The sequence below is a fragment of the Erythrobacter epiphyticus genome (assembly GCF_034653295.1).
Taxonomy (GTDB): domain Bacteria; phylum Pseudomonadota; class Alphaproteobacteria; order Sphingomonadales; family Sphingomonadaceae; genus Erythrobacter.
This window is the reverse complement of the sequence record NZ_JAYEEU010000007.1, coordinates 627,817-640,845: the sequence shown is the minus strand read 5'-3', so window position 1 is coordinate 640,845 and position 13,029 is coordinate 627,817. Positions and strand designations below refer to the sequence as shown.

At 64.5% G+C, this 13,029-nt stretch carries 13 protein-coding genes and 1 pseudogene; 4 read left to right on the top strand and 10 right to left on the bottom strand.

Annotated elements, in window-relative coordinates:
• Positions 1 to 301 precede the first annotated feature (301 nt).
• From SOQ14_RS08615 to SOQ14_RS08595, 5 genes are all read right to left on the bottom strand, one after another.
• A complete protein-coding gene (locus SOQ14_RS08615; protein WP_322897662.1) occupies positions 302 to 742 on the bottom strand; it encodes a baeRF12 domain-containing protein in 441 nt (146 codons plus the stop codon).
• Positions 743 to 863: 121 nt separating this feature from the next.
• The gene (locus SOQ14_RS08610) at positions 864 to 1,748 is read right to left on the bottom strand and encodes an alpha/beta fold hydrolase (RefSeq protein ID WP_322897661.1); all 885 of its coding nucleotides are present in this window, start codon (positions 1,746 to 1,748) and stop codon (positions 864 to 866) included.
• 45 nt (positions 1,749 to 1,793) lie between these two features.
• Positions 1,794 to 2,729 (bottom strand): TraB/GumN family protein, encoded by a 936-nt coding sequence (locus SOQ14_RS08605; RefSeq protein WP_322897660.1) that lies wholly within the window; start codon positions 2,727 to 2,729, stop codon positions 1,794 to 1,796.
• Positions 2,726 to 4,354: an L-aspartate oxidase gene (gene nadB, locus SOQ14_RS08600; RefSeq protein ID WP_322897659.1), complete on the bottom strand. Its 1,629-nt coding sequence runs from the start codon at positions 4,352 to 4,354 to the stop codon at positions 2,726 to 2,728. The genes SOQ14_RS08605 and nadB overlap by 4 nt, the downstream gene beginning before the upstream one ends.
• A gap of 42 nt (positions 4,355 to 4,396) precedes the next feature.
• Positions 4,397 to 5,350 carry an ABC transporter ATP-binding protein gene (locus SOQ14_RS08595; RefSeq protein ID WP_322897658.1) on the bottom strand — a complete coding sequence of 318 codons (954 nt, stop codon included), beginning with the start codon at positions 5,348 to 5,350 and terminating at the stop codon, positions 4,397 to 4,399.
• 82 nt (positions 5,351 to 5,432) lie between these two features.
• Between SOQ14_RS08595 and SOQ14_RS08590 the strand changes: the two genes are divergently transcribed.
• The 3 genes from SOQ14_RS08590 (at position 5,433) to SOQ14_RS08580 (ending at position 6,629) form a co-directional block, all read left to right on the top strand.
• Positions 5,433 to 5,693, top strand: a complete 261-nt coding sequence (locus tag SOQ14_RS08590; protein ID WP_322897657.1) for a zinc-finger domain-containing protein — start codon at positions 5,433 to 5,435, stop codon at positions 5,691 to 5,693.
• A gap of 67 nt (positions 5,694 to 5,760) precedes the next feature.
• Positions 5,761 to 6,210: a hypothetical protein gene (locus SOQ14_RS08585; protein WP_322897656.1), complete on the top strand. Its 450-nt coding sequence runs from the start codon at positions 5,761 to 5,763 to the stop codon at positions 6,208 to 6,210.
• Positions 6,210 to 6,629 (top strand): hypothetical protein, encoded by a 420-nt coding sequence (locus SOQ14_RS08580; RefSeq protein WP_322897655.1) that lies wholly within the window; start codon positions 6,210 to 6,212, stop codon positions 6,627 to 6,629. Before SOQ14_RS08585 ends, SOQ14_RS08580 begins: the two co-directional genes overlap by 1 nt.
• A gap of 2 nt (positions 6,630 to 6,631) precedes the next feature.
• Here the strand turns inward: SOQ14_RS08580 and SOQ14_RS08575 are convergent, their stop codons facing one another.
• The 3 genes from SOQ14_RS08575 to guaA all read right to left on the bottom strand — a co-directional run bounded on the left by SOQ14_RS08575 (position 6,632) and on the right by guaA (position 10,104).
• The gene (locus SOQ14_RS08575; RefSeq protein WP_322897654.1) at positions 6,632 to 7,606 is read right to left on the bottom strand and encodes an NAD(P)H-dependent flavin oxidoreductase; all 975 of its coding nucleotides are present in this window, start codon (positions 7,604 to 7,606) and stop codon (positions 6,632 to 6,634) included.
• A gap of 170 nt (positions 7,607 to 7,776) precedes the next feature.
• Positions 7,777 to 8,424, bottom strand: a complete 648-nt coding sequence (locus SOQ14_RS08570) for a YceI family protein (RefSeq protein WP_322897653.1) — start codon at positions 8,422 to 8,424, stop codon at positions 7,777 to 7,779.
• Between the two features lie 78 nt (positions 8,425 to 8,502).
• Positions 8,503 to 10,104: a glutamine-hydrolyzing GMP synthase gene (guaA, locus tag SOQ14_RS08565; protein WP_322897652.1), complete on the bottom strand. Its 1,602-nt coding sequence runs from the start codon at positions 10,102 to 10,104 to the stop codon at positions 8,503 to 8,505.
• Between the two features lie 244 nt (positions 10,105 to 10,348).
• On the opposite strand from guaA, the gene SOQ14_RS08560 reads away from it, so the two are divergent.
• Positions 10,349 to 10,663: a UrcA family protein gene (locus SOQ14_RS08560; protein WP_322897651.1), complete on the top strand. Its 315-nt coding sequence runs from the start codon at positions 10,349 to 10,351 to the stop codon at positions 10,661 to 10,663.
• A 719-nt stretch (positions 10,664 to 11,382) separates the two neighbouring features.
• Here SOQ14_RS08560 and SOQ14_RS08555 read toward each other — a convergent pair.
• Positions 11,383 to 11,643 carry an AMP-binding enzyme gene (locus tag SOQ14_RS08555; RefSeq protein ID WP_322897871.1) on the bottom strand — a complete coding sequence of 87 codons (261 nt, stop codon included), beginning with the start codon at positions 11,641 to 11,643 and terminating at the stop codon, positions 11,383 to 11,385.
• Positions 11,644 to 11,889: 246 nt separating this feature from the next.
• Positions 11,890 to 12,872: pseudogene (locus SOQ14_RS08550) on the bottom strand (class I adenylate-forming enzyme family protein); the annotation flags it as partial.
• Between the last annotated feature and the right edge of the window lie 157 nt (positions 12,873 to 13,029).

Here is a 13,029-nt window from a genome sequence, read left to right as displayed (position 1 = left end):
CATCAAGCAATTGGGGGTCTTCTTCGAACCTGACCACTAGATGATGAATCAGCGGAGGAATCCCGTCAACCGGCGATTAACCGTTCGGGGCAGTCGCGCGCGGCCCTTTTAGGGTCGCCAAACGGCGCGACGCGTGGACAAAGCTTGAGTCGCGAGACCCGCAAGCCCCAAATTGAATCTGTGAAGAAAAATTTGGTGATTGAATCTTGTGAATCAACCCTTGAATCTTTCGCTCACAGACAGGCAGGATTGTTGCGCAAAGCGCTGTGTCCGGCGCGGCCATGCCGGGGTGGCAAAGGCTTCAATGCGCGGCGAGCGCCGCGATCACATCATCGGTCGGATGATCGGCGAGATCCTTGTCGATTTCAGCGAGCAAGCGCGTGCTCGTAACCTGCCCATAATGCCCGCGCATGGCGCCGAGCGTCCGCGGTGCGGCGATCACCACCACCCCTGCGCCGGGATGATCAGCCGCAGCCTTTTCCAGCAAGGCGGCCGCATGGCGCGCAAAGGCGTCTTCGGCCTGCTGGTGCCAATCGGTTTCCTGATAGCTGCTGCGCGCAGCCCCGGTGCTGGCAAAGCTGCGGCCCGGCGCATCGGCACCTTGCTCGTGCGTAGCAGGATTATCCTGCCGCTCGTGCAGGACGGTTTGGAGGACAGGATATTTCTCGTCCCCCTCGTTGCGCAGCAGCAGCAGCTTCGCCCCGTCAGCGACCATCACCAGCGTGCCGTGTTCGACCTTCATCGCAATGCCCTCCCCGCTTGCGGACCCGGTTGCGCGACGCCTTTCTCCACCCACGAAGACGAGTCGGATTCTAGCAGGAATCCGGTCAGGCGTCACCTTTTGCGCAGGGGGAGGCGCGCGGTCAGACGCTGCGGGCGTGGCCGCCGATCTCTCCCGCCAGATCATCGATCAGCGCAAGCGGAAGATCATGCCCCCAGCCGGGAATCGTGCGCAGCCGCGCGCCGCGGATATGCGCGGCGGTATCATGCCCGGCGGCGACCGGGATCAGCGGATCATCCTCGCCATGCAGCACCAGCGTCGGCACATCGAGGCTTTGCAGGATGCGGCGCCGGTCCCCATCGGCAATGATCGCGGCGAGCTGGCGGGTCGGCCCTTGCGGATAGACCGAACGGCGCACCGCAGCGGTGACATTGGCGCGCAGGCGTTCCTCGTCAGTCGGGAAGCCGGGCGAACCGATGGTGCGGGCGAGCTTCATGCCATGCGCCACCAGCGCCGCTTCCTCCAAACTCTCGGGCCGCTTGATCAGCACCTCCATCGCTTCCTTGCGCGCGGGCGGCAGCTTGGGATTGCCAGTGGTCGAGAAGATGCTGATAAGCGAGCGCGTGCGCGCCCGATGGCGATGGGCAAAGCGCTGCGCGATCATCCCGCCCATGCTCGCCCCCACAACATGCGCGCTCGCGATCCCGAGCGCATCAAGCAGCCCCGCCGCATCATCGGCCATATCGGAAAGCGTGTAGGGCACACGCGGGGTCATCCCGAGCTTGCGCACCAGAGTCAGCTTGACCGGGCCGGGCGCTTTGACCCCGTCGAGCTTGTGCGACAGGCCAATATCGCGGTTATCGAAGCGGATCACCCGGAAGCCTTGAGCGGTCAGCGCATCGACCAGCTCGATCGGCCACAAGGTCAACTGCGCGCCAAATCCCATGATCAGCAGGATCGCCGGGGCTGCGGGATCGCCGTGATCTTCGTAATGGATCGGAATTCCGTTGGCGGTGGCAGTCGGCATGGCAGTGTCTCTCCCCTGTTGTCGGGAGAGACTAACGCGCGTCTATCACTTGCGCCAGACAGGGCCGCCAATCGGCAGGCCTTGCGCCTCGAGCTGATCGAGCACGCCGCCATCTTCCGCCAGCACCCGCAGCGGCACCACCGCCAGCGTCACCCCGTCGGCCGTGGACGCAGCGGTGATCTGTTCGACCCAGATGGTGCGAAGCTCGTTCCCCACGTCGGGATCAGCCCACGGCCAGCAGCGCGACAGGGCGATTTCAAGCGGGTTGTTCATCACCTCGGGAATGCGGAATGCGCGCCAATCGGCACCGCGCTTCTCGACCAGTTCGGGGCCGATTTCCGCCGCTGTCATCGCGGCCTCAAGGCAGGGGATGTGATCGGCCGGTTCGGCCATGGCGAGGCTGTCGAGCATGTCCTTGCCGCGGATCGCGCCTGCACGGCTTGTCGGCACATTGGCGCGGTTGGCGGCCTTCTTTACGACATCACCCGCATCATCGACGGTATCCTTGTTGAAGCGCAGCCGCTTGGTCAGGAAATCAAACGCCGTCATCAGGAAGCTCTTGCGCGCGAAATCAGCGTCATACTCGGCTTCGAGCGCGGAGAGGCGCGCATATTGTTCGGGCGTGAGATAGTCGCTTGCCACGGTCTTGTCGGGCAGCTTGGTGAATTGCCCGCCCTTGAAGATCAGCCGGAAGATATCGCCGGGCGAGATCTTGGGCTTCACGCCAAGGATCACCCGGTTCGCCTCGGCGGTGGCTTCTTCCAGCCGCTCGGGCTGCCACGGGGTCGATTTGGGGACATTGCGCATCTCGCCCACGAGAATGACGATGCCGGTGGGCGTCTCGATGGTCCACATCGGTGCGCCGGAGCGCTTGGCATTGACGACGATGGCGTTGGTCGAGGCAGGCGCGGGATCATCCTGCGCGGCGAGCGGCGCAGCCGCCGCCAGCGCAGCGGCCGCCAAGCCGAGCGCGGCCTTCACGGTACCAGCACCGTGTCGCGCGGAGGATCGATCAGATCGGGATAATCAAGCGTGTAGTGCAAACCGCGGCTTTCCTTGCGTTGCAGGGCTGATTTCACAATCAACTCAGCAGATTGCAACAGGTTCCGCAACTCGATCAGGTCGGTGGTGACGCGGAAGGATCCATAGTAATCCTCGACCTCGCGCTTCAGAAGCTGGATGCGATGGTGGGCGCGCTCCAGCCGTTTGGTGGTGCGCACGATGCCGACATAATTCCACATGAAGCGGCGGATTTCGGTCCAGTTCTGCTTGATCACCACCTCTTCATCCGAATCCGTGACGCGGCTTTCATCCCACGGCAGGATCACCGGCGGTTCGGCCAGTTCGTCCCAGCGGGCGAGAATATCCTCGGCCGCGGCCTCGCCGAAGACGAAGCATTCGAGCAAGCTGTTGGACGCGAGGCGGTTCGCGCCGTGGAGGCCGCTTTCGGTGCATTCGCCCGCCGCCCACAGCCCCGGAATATCGGTGCGCGCATCGAGACCGACGACCACCCCGCCGCAGGTGTAATGCTGCGCGGGCACCACCGGGATCGGCTGCACGGTCATGTCGATGCCAAGCCCCAGCAGCTTTTCGTGGATCGTCGGGAAATGGCTACGCACGAAGTCTGCCGGCTGGTGGCTGATATCGAGATGGACGTAATCGAGCCCGTGGCGTTTGATCTCGGCATCGATCGCGCGGGCAACGACATCGCGCGGCGCCAGTTCGAGCCGTTCGGGATCATAGAGCCGCATGAAGCGCTGCCCGGTGCGCGGGTTGATCAGCCGTCCGCCTTCGCCGCGCACGGCTTCGGTGATGAGAAAGTTCTTCACATCGAGATTGTAAAGGCAGGTCGGGTGGAACTGCATCATCTCCATGTTGGAGACCCGCGCCCCCGCGCGCCACGCCATCGCAATGCCATCGCCGGTTGCGCCGCGCGGCGCGGTGGAGAACTGGTAGACGCGGCCCGCCCCGCCGGTCGCCAGAATGGTGGCGCGGGCAACATGGCGTTCCACCCGCCCGGTTTCCTCGTTGAGCGCATAAACGCCCCAGGCGCGCCCGGCAGCGGAGAACTGCTCACGGTGGCGATCGGTGATCAGATCGATGCAGGTGCGCCCGGCGAGCAGGGTGATGTTGGGATGCGCTTCGGCCGCGGCCAGCAGCGCCGATTGGACGGCCCAGCCGGTCGCATCATCGACATGGACAATCCGCCGGTGCGAATGGCCGCCCTCGCGCGTCAGATGCAAGGCGTGGGCTTCGCGGTTGAACGGCACGCCAAGCTCGCACAGCCGATCGATCGCCTTGGGCGCGCGCTCGATCACGAATTGCACCGCCGCCAGATCATTGAGGCCCGCGCCCGCCACCATGGTGTCGCGGATGTGATCTTCAAAGGTGTCGCCGGCATCGAGCACGGCAGCGATCCCGCCCTGTGCCCACGCCGTCGATCCGCCGGTCAGCGTTCCCTTGGCCAGCACCAGCACGCGCTTGTGCTGGGCCAGCGCGAGCGCGGCAGTCAGCCCGGCGGCACCCGATCCGATGATGATGACATCATGCGGCGCGGCGTGGCCCGGCGTGGCCGCAGCAGAGGACGAGGGGTTGTTCTGGCTCATGGGCCAAGCCATGCCTCGCCTTGCCACGGCGAGCAAGCGCGATCAGGCGGCGGCGCTGGTCAGTTGGACGAAGACATCTTCAAGATCAGGCTCGCGGGTGGTGACATCGAGGATGGTGTGCCCCGCCTGCTGCACCAGCGCGAGCACTTGCCCGGCACTGGCCCGATCGCGATCATAGGTGATCTCAAGCGTGCGCGGATTGATCAGCTCGCAGCCCGCGAAGACCTCGGCTTGCGGCAGTGCGGCGATATCATCGGCCACTTCGAGCCGCACGATCTTCTCGCGCGCCATCGCCACCAGCTCGCGGGTCGGCTTGTTGGCGATCAGCTTGCCATGGTTGATGATGGCAATGGTGTCGCACAATTCCTCGGCTTCCTCGAGATAGTGGGTGGTGAGCACCACGGTGACACCTTCGCGGTTCAGCTCTGTCACCAGCTCCCACAATTGGCGGCGCAGTTCGACATCGACCCCGGCGGTCGGCTCGTCCAGCACGAGAATCGGCGGGGAGTGCACCATCGCCTTGGCAATCAGCAGGCGCCGCTTCATCCCGCCCGAAAGCGCGCGGGCATAGGCGTTGCGCTTGTCCGACAAATGCACCGCCGCCAGCAATTCCTCACTGCGGCGCTGGCCCGCGGGGATGCCGTAGAAGCCGCCCTGATTCTCCAGCACCTCGAAGGGCGAGAAGAACGGATCGAACACGATTTCCTGGGGCACGATCCCGATGGCGCGGCTGGCATTGCGGCGGTCGCGATCAATATCAAAGCCCCAGATCTCGACACTGCCCGACGTCTTGTTGACGAGCCCGGCGAGCGTGTTGATCAGCGTCGACTTGCCCGCGCCATTGGGGCCGAGCAGGCCGAAGATCGCACCCTGCGGCACATCGAAACTCACCCCGTCGAGCGCGAGCTTGCCCGCCGCATCCGCGCCTTTCGCGCCTTTGGGCGCGGCATAGCGTTTGGTGAGGTTGGCGATACGAATGGCAGGCTCTGTCGACATGGCGGCCCCGCATTAGGTGAGCCGCTGCACGGGTGCAAAGAGAATTGCGCTCTTGCCCGTGTGCGATTATCGGCTGATACCCATGACACTTGCACCACCTGAAGTTCTGCTGGTCGATACGCGACGCGTCAGCTGTGACGGCGCGAGCGGCATTCGTGGCGGCGCGGGCTTCCGCCCGGCGGCGCTGGGCCATCCGCGCATCTATCTCGAAATCGACGAGCACGGCTATGTCGATTGCGGCTATTGTGACCGACGCTTCGTATTGAAAGGTGGCCCGGCGGATGGCGCGGATCAGGCAAGCCTGCCCGACATCGCTTCCGGCGCCAGCCCGGCACGCGGCTGAAAAGGCCAGTCAGCACGGGTTCAGCGAGGCGGCGGCATGGTGTCGCCACCTGTCGATGGAGTTGCCGATGCTGCGCTTTGCCCGTGATGTCTGGAAGCCTGTGCTGGTGGGCCTTGCCACGATTGCCGCCTTGCCAGCGCTTGGCGCTGATGACCCCACGCCTGCAAACGAAGGCGAAGCCAAGCTCGCCAAAATGCTCGAAGGGCGTGTCGCGGGCGAGCCGGTGCGGTGTATCCCTTCGCGCCCCAATCTGCGAATGCGGATGATCGATGGCACCGCCTATGTCTTCGGCGATGGCGCCACCATCTATGTCCAGCGCACCACCCGCCCGCAGGATATCGACCGCCGCAACGCGCTGATCAACCAGCGTTTCAGCGGTGGGGAATTGTGCCGCGCAGATGTCGCGACAACCATCGATCCGATCGCGGGTTTCTTCACCGGGGGTGTCATCTTTGAAGATTTCGTTCCCTACACCCGCGTCGCGAAACGCGCGGATGCGCAGGGCAAAACGCGGTGATGCGGCGCGCTGTGCTGGGGCTGGCGCTGATACCTGCGTTGGGCGCAGCCGCGCTGGCGGATGATCAGCCCGCCGCGCCGAACAAGGGCGAGGCCGAGCTTGCCAAGCTGCTTGATGGCCGTGTCGCGGGCCAACCGCTGCGCTGCATCCGCAGCCTCGGATCAGGCCAGCCCATGCGCACGATCGATGGCACCGCCTATGTCTTCGGGCAAGGCGATACGGTCTATGTCCAGCGCACCACCCGCCCGCAGGACATTGCGCGGCGCTTTGCGCTTTCGATCAAGCGGCTTGAGACCACCAGCGGGGTCGAGATTTGCCGCACGGATATTGCGGAAACCTTCGATCGCGGGCTCGGCGTGCCGCGCGCTTCTGTCAGGTTCGAGGATTTCATCCCCTACACCCGCGTCAAGCAGAACTAGGCTCAGGCGCGCGCCATCGCGTTCATCCGGGCGATGATCTCCTCCGCCTGCAGCATGATCCGGTCGATCAGCTCCTGACAGGTCGGGATGTCGTGGATCAGCCCGGCGACCATGCCGCAGCTCCACGCGCCTGCATCCATTGTGCCTTCCATCATGATCTTGGGGTAGACCCCGGCGACTTCGGACAAAATGTCCTGGATGGTGATGGCATCGCCCAGCTCCTTCTCCTTGATGATCAGGCGCTCGACCGCGGCGTTGTTGAGCACGCGTTCGGTGTTGCGCAGCGGGCGCATGACGAGGCGGGTGTCGAGCTCGCTCGCCGCAAGGATGGCCTGTTTGACGTTTTCATGCACCGGGGCTTCCTTGGTGGCGATGAAGCGGGTGCCCATGTTCATACCCTGCGCGCCCATGGCAAGGCTCGCGACAAGGCTGCGCCCGTCAGCCATCCCGCCGCTGGAGACGAAGGGGATCTCCAGCTCGTCCGCCGCGCGCGGCAGCAGGATGAAGTTCGGCACATCATCCTCGCCCGGATGGCCGCCGCACTCAAACCCGTCGACGCTCACCGCATCGCAGCCGATGTCCTGCGCCTTGAGCGAGTGGCGCACCGAAGTGCACTTGTGGATCACCTTGATCCCGGCATCCTTCAGCGCGGGCAGCAGATCGACCGGGTTGCGGCCGGCGGTCTCAACCACCTTCACACCCCCGTCGATCACGGCCTTGACGAGGCCCGGATAATCGGGCGGGGTCAAGGTCGGCAGGATGGTGAGGTTCACCCCGAACGGCTTGTCGGTCATGTCCTTGCAGCGCGCGATTTCATTGGCGAGCTTTTCGGGCGTGCCCTGCGTGAGCCCGGTAATGATCCCGAGCCCGCCCGCGTTCGAGACCGCCGCCGCCATCTCGGCAAACCCGACATAGTGCATCCCGCCCTGAATGATGGGGTGCTGGATTCCGAACATTTCGGTGATGGCGGTCTTCATGGCGTGGTCTCTCCCGTTGGAATGCGTGTTTGCGCGGGAGACAAGCCGAGATAGCCGAGGCTTTCAAGCCTGCTTTTGGTGAGGCCTAGGCTTGGTGGCGCACGCCGTAACGTCATGCGGCGCGCAAGGCCGTGCCCCGCGCGCCGCAGATCCCTACGCCAGCCGGCGAATCAGCGTGTGAAAGCGAGCGTGAAGGTCACCGGGACAGCCGGCGAGATCGACGGCAGCTGCGCCAGTGCGCGCAATTCGCCCAGTTCATCGGTCAGACCGAACATGTCGGTGGTGATGATGATCGGGCGCGTGGTGGTGGCAATCACGCGATCATCGCTGACCCGTGCGACCTGCACTTCGGCGGCGACATCGGCTTCCATGCCTTTGACCGCAACCTTGGCGGCGAGCGGCTGGACGACCACCTGGCCGACTTCGAGCGCGGCGAATTGCTGGGGATCAAGCTGCGCGGTGACGGTCGCCGAAGGGAAATCGGCAACCTGGAAGAAGATCTCGCGCATGCGTTCGTCGCGGATCTCGACCCCGGTGTTGACCGATGCGAGATCGATTTCGACGCGGGCTGCGCCATCGGCACCAACCGTGCCGGTGAGCTTTTCGAAGCGGTTGGCCTCGGCCACCTCACCCGCCTTGATCGAGACATAATCGAGGTGCGAGGCGGCGCTGTCGATGGTCCATTCGCCTTCCGCCGCCGGGGTTGCGGGGGCGGCAGCGGTCTCACCGGCGCTGTTGCTCTCGGAAGCAGGCGAGCAGGCAACCAGCGCCAGACCAAGCGCGGCAGAACAGGCAATCAGGCGGAGCGAGTGAGTCACGGATCAGAGCCCTCGTTGACAGGTACAAACAGGTGTTAGCAGAAACGCGCGAGGCGCGGAAAGGGGGCGCGTTGTGCCCTATTCCCATTCGATCGTGCCGGGCGGCTTGCTGGTGTAATCATAGACCACCCGGTTGATGCCCTGCACTTCGTTGACAATCCGCGTGGCAACCCGCCCGAGGAAACCGGCATCGAAGGGATAGACATCCGCTGTCATCCCGTCGGTCGAGGTGACAGCCCGCAGCGCGCAAACCGAATCATAGGTGCGCCCGTCGCCCATGACACCCACCGTCTTGACCGGCAGCAGCACCGCGAAGGCCTGCCAGATCGCATCATAAAGGCCCGCATTGCGGATTTCCTCGAGGTAGATCGCGTCAGCCTTGCGCAGGATGTCGCAGCGTTCCTTGGTGACTTCGCCCGGAATGCGGATCGCGAGGCCGGGGCCGGGGAAGGGATGGCGGCCGACGAAAGCATCGGGCAGGCCGAGTTCGCGTCCGAGATCGCGCACCTCGTCCTTGAACAGCTCGCGCAGTGGTTCGACCAGCGCCATGTTCATGCGTTCCGGGAGCCCGCCGACATTGTGGTGGCTCTTGATCGTCACGCTCGGCCCGCCGGTGAAAGAGACCGATTCGATGACATCGGGATAGAGCGTGCCTTGTGCGAGGAAGTCCGCACCGCCGATCTTGGCCGCTTCGGCCTCGAACACATCGATGAAGGTCTTGCCGATGAACTTGCGCTTGGCTTCCGGATCGGTGAGCCCGGCAAGGCCGCCGAGGAACAGGCTTTCCGCCTCCACGTGCACCAGCGGGATGTTGTAGTGATCGCGGAACAGGGTCACGACCTGCTCGGCCTCGTTCATGCGCATGAGGCCGTGGTCGACGAAGACACAGGTGAGCTGATCGCCGATCGCCTCGTGGATCAGCACGGCGGCCACCGCCGAATCGACCCCGCCCGAAAGCCCGCAGATCACCCGCTTGTCGCCCACCTGCGCGCGGATCTCCGCGATCTTGGTCTTGCGGAATTCGGCCATGGTCCAATCGCCCTTGAGGCCGCAGACATGGCGCACGAAATTGGCGATCAGCTTGCCGCCGTCGGGGGTGTGGACCACCTCGGGGTGGAACTGGGTGCCATAGAACTTGCGGCTCTCATCCGCGATCACCGCGAAGGGCGCGCCGTCCGAGGTGGCGACGATCTCGAAGCCGGGGGCAAACCGGGTGACCTTGTCGCCGTGGCTCATCCAGACCTGATGCCGCTCACCCACTTGCCACAGCCCATCGAACAGCGCGCATTCGGCGGTGACAGTCAGGAAGGCGCGGCCAAATTCGCCGCCTTCACCGGTCTCATGCCCGGGACGGACTTCGCCGCCGAGCTGGTGGCTCATCACTTGCTGGCCATAGCAGATGCCAAGGATCGGCACCCCGGCCTCGAACAGCGATTGCGGGGCGCGCGGTGAGCCTTCCTCGGGCACGCTGGCGGGCGAGCCTGACAGGATGATGCCCTTGGGCTGCATCCGCCGGAACGCCGCTTCGGCCTGGGTGAAGGGGGCAATCTCGGAATAGACCCCGGCCTCGCGCACGCGGCGCGCGATCAATTGGGTCACTTGCGACCCGAAATCGACGATCAGGATGGATTCCGGATGCACAGAATCAGTGCGGGCGGGCGAGTGGGCGGGCGCTGTCATGGCCGCGAATTACGGAGCGCACCGCGCCCTGTCCAGCATTGCGGCACGATGCCTTGCGCGAATTGCGCCAGCGCGGTGCGCGGCCCTGAAAAATCGGCCCGCGCAGTCTGCTTTTTCTGGAACCAGAACACTCCTTCGCAATTGCAGCATTATCTTGTGCGCTGCACCATAGTTTCGAAAAGCAACCGAATGCCGGGCAACGGCATCACCCCTTCGTCATCCTCTCTGTTACGGAGCTTCACCCATGCGTTTCTCTCTCCCCCTGATTGCCCTCGCCGCGCTGACCAGCCCAGTTCTGGCAGCGGAAGATATTGTCGACGTGCGCGTGTCCTACGCCGATCTCGATGTGACCAGCGAAGCCGGTCGCGCCGCCCTCGAAGCGCGCGTGGCTGCCAAGCTGCGCAAGGTGTGCAGCACCGAAGGCATCTCGCGCTACACCTTCAACCGCACCCGCCGCGATGAAAAGTGCCTGAGCGAAGGCCTCGCCTCGGCGCGTGCCGAAGTCGAACGCGTTGCAGCGGCCGAACAGCGCCGCGGCCGCGAAATCGCTGCCAACTGAGCATCCCGCTCCCGATCATGCACGAAGGCCGCTGGTGCAGTCCGGCGGCCTTTTTGCTGGCCGCGTGCTGCGATTGCGCCCGCCGGCAGACAAACGCGCGATGCCTTGCTTGCATTTGACGCAACTGAGTTGAAGCATTTCGCATTTGTGTTGCGGGGAAGCGCACACCATCTGCATCGCAACGCCAAAAGCAGCCCGGCCCACGAGGCAGAGCGGCCTTTGCAGCGACCATCGCCCGGCCCTTGCGCCGGAGCCGTGTGAAGGAAAACACGCGCGATGTCATGAGCTTGGCGCGGTCACCGTCCCCTCCCCCCTAATGGTGGCCGCGCCTCCAGCTCTCCCGGCCACGCGATCCGCAAATCCCGGCAACGCCCCCTTCCTTGGGTCTGCGCACCCCGAGCAACGAAATCAATTACACTAAGTAGAATTTTTATTGCTCGTTCATGGAACAATAATGTTTCTTCGTGCATATATATGCCCGACGGCTGGTTCGCCGGCGCTTCGGCGCCTCTCCCCTCTCTCTCCAGGCGGGCCAGCCGATCCCATACGCAAAAACATAAGGAGAAAACCCATGCGTCAGATCACAGAAAAGGCCATCGCGTTCGTCATGGCCATCGCGATCAGCAGCGGTGCGTTCAACGTCCTGATTGTCTGATTGTCCCCCGAGAAGAGCGCGGTCTGGCTGCCCCCGTGGCCGGCTGGCCGCGCTCTTTTGCGGGTTAATCGATCCCGCCGCGGCGCACCGCCTCTTCGCGCAGATCGGTCTTGAGCAGCTTGCCGATATGGCTGCGCGGCATCTCGTCAATCACGTGCACGGCTGCGAGCCGCTGGGTCTTGCCCAGCCGCGCGTTCACCGCCTCCATGATGGTCGCCGGATCGCGCGCGCCTTCCCGCAGCACCACGAACCCCACCGGCGTTTCCCCCCACGCGCGTGACGGCACGCCAACCACCGCCGCCTCGATCACGCCTGCCTCTTTCATGAGTTCGGCTTCGAGGTCGGAGGGATAGATATTGAACCCGCCCGAGATGATCATGTCCTTGGCGCGGCCCACCAGCTCGACAAAGCCATCGGCATCGACCCGGCCGATATCGCCCATCCGCATCCACGCTTCGCCCGTCGCAGGGTCGATCCACTGGGCTTCCTTGGTCTTGTCAGGGCGGTTCTTGTAACCGCTCATCATGGTCAGGCTGCGCCCGATCAGGTTGCCCGCCGTGCCGGGCGGCACTTCGCGGTCTTCGTCGTCGAGCACCTTCAACTCGCTCCCCGGTGCAGGCCGCCCGACGGTGTGGAGCTTGTCGGGGAATTCGTGGCAGGGGAGCAGGCAGACGACGCCGCCTTCCGTCATCGAATAGATCTCGATCAACCCGCCGGGCATCCGCGCCAGCACCTGCCGCTTCAGATCGGCGGCAAAGGGCGCGGAGGTGCAGTATTTGAGCATGAGCGCCGACAGGTCAAAGCTGTCGAAATCCGCAAAGTCCATCAGCCGCTGATACTGCACCGGCACCAGCATGGTGATCGTCGTGCGATCCGCCTCGGCGTGTGCCAGCCACTTGGCACAATCGAACTTGCCCATCACCCGCACGCCCCCCCCACCAGCAGAACGGGGAGGAAGGCGACCATCGTGGTGTTCGAATAAAGCGGGGTCGAGGCGAGCGAGCGGACTTCCAGTCGGGCACCAAGGTACGAAAGCGCCGTGGCAGCAAATTGCCGCCAGCGCATCTGGTGCGAATGGACGATGCCCTTGGGGATGCCGGTGGTGCCGCTGGAATAGATGATGTTGAAAGGGTCTTTCGGCTCCGGCACGAAGGCCGGCGCACGGCTACCCGGCGGGGCCATCCACTGGTCGATGCTCTCCAGCGGCACGCGGATCAGGTCGGCCATGAAATCCGGCCCCAGTTCCGCCGCCTTGGCCGCATCGATGAACAAGTGGATCGCGCCCGAATCTTTCGCCATGCTGGCCAGCTGCTCGGGCGAGGCGCTGGTGGTGAGCGGCGCGGCCACGCCCCCGGCGCGCACCGCCGCGAGGAACACCAGCGCATATTCGACGGTGGAGGTGCCGAGGATCGCCACGGATTGTCCGCGCTCAAGGCCCGTCTCCACCAGCCGCGCCGCCAGCCGCTCGACCAGTCCCACCAGCTCGGCCCAGTAAACCTCGCGGGCATCGTCAACGAGAGCGAGATCATCGCCCTTGATGCGCGACCATGCCATCAGGATGTCGGGCAAAGAGCCGAAGGGTTCGGCAAGGCGTTCGGCGATGGGATCGGTGTGGGATGCGATGGTCATGGCCCTTTGCATAGCCAGAGCGCGCGGCGGCGCAAAAGGATTTGGCATCCGCTGTGCCCGCATGCGAGAAAAGCGGGCTTCA

What these genes read in the sequence shown, in the direction of transcription:
- SOQ14_RS08615 (WP_322897662.1), bottom strand. Translation starts at nt 742, where the DNA reads ATGAAGGTCGAACACGGCACGCTGGTGATGGTCGCTGACGGGGCGAAG.
- SOQ14_RS08610 (WP_322897661.1), bottom strand. Translation starts at nt 1,748, where the DNA reads ATGCCGACTGCCACCGCCAACGGAATTCCGATCCATTACGAAGATCAC.
- nadB (WP_322897659.1), bottom strand. Translation starts at nt 4,354, where the DNA reads ATGAGCCAGAACAACCCCTCGTCCTCTGCTGCGGCCACGCCGGGCCAC.
- SOQ14_RS08595 (WP_322897658.1), bottom strand. Translation starts at nt 5,350, where the DNA reads ATGTCGACAGAGCCTGCCATTCGTATCGCCAACCTCACCAAACGCTAT.
- SOQ14_RS08590 (WP_322897657.1), top strand. Translation starts at nt 5,433, where the DNA reads ATGACACTTGCACCACCTGAAGTTCTGCTGGTCGATACGCGACGCGTC.
- SOQ14_RS08585 (WP_322897656.1), top strand. Translation starts at nt 5,761, where the DNA reads ATGCTGCGCTTTGCCCGTGATGTCTGGAAGCCTGTGCTGGTGGGCCTT.
- SOQ14_RS08580 (WP_322897655.1), top strand. Translation starts at nt 6,210, where the DNA reads ATGCGGCGCGCTGTGCTGGGGCTGGCGCTGATACCTGCGTTGGGCGCA.
- SOQ14_RS08575 (WP_322897654.1), bottom strand. Translation starts at nt 7,606, where the DNA reads ATGAAGACCGCCATCACCGAAATGTTCGGAATCCAGCACCCCATCATT.
- guaA (WP_322897652.1), bottom strand. Translation starts at nt 10,104, where the DNA reads ATGACAGCGCCCGCCCACTCGCCCGCCCGCACTGATTCTGTGCATCCG.
- SOQ14_RS08560 (WP_322897651.1), top strand. Translation starts at nt 10,349, where the DNA reads ATGCGTTTCTCTCTCCCCCTGATTGCCCTCGCCGCGCTGACCAGCCCA.
- SOQ14_RS08555 (WP_322897871.1), bottom strand. Translation starts at nt 11,643, where the DNA reads ATGAAAGAGGCAGGCGTGATCGAGGCGGCGGTGGTTGGCGTGCCGTCA.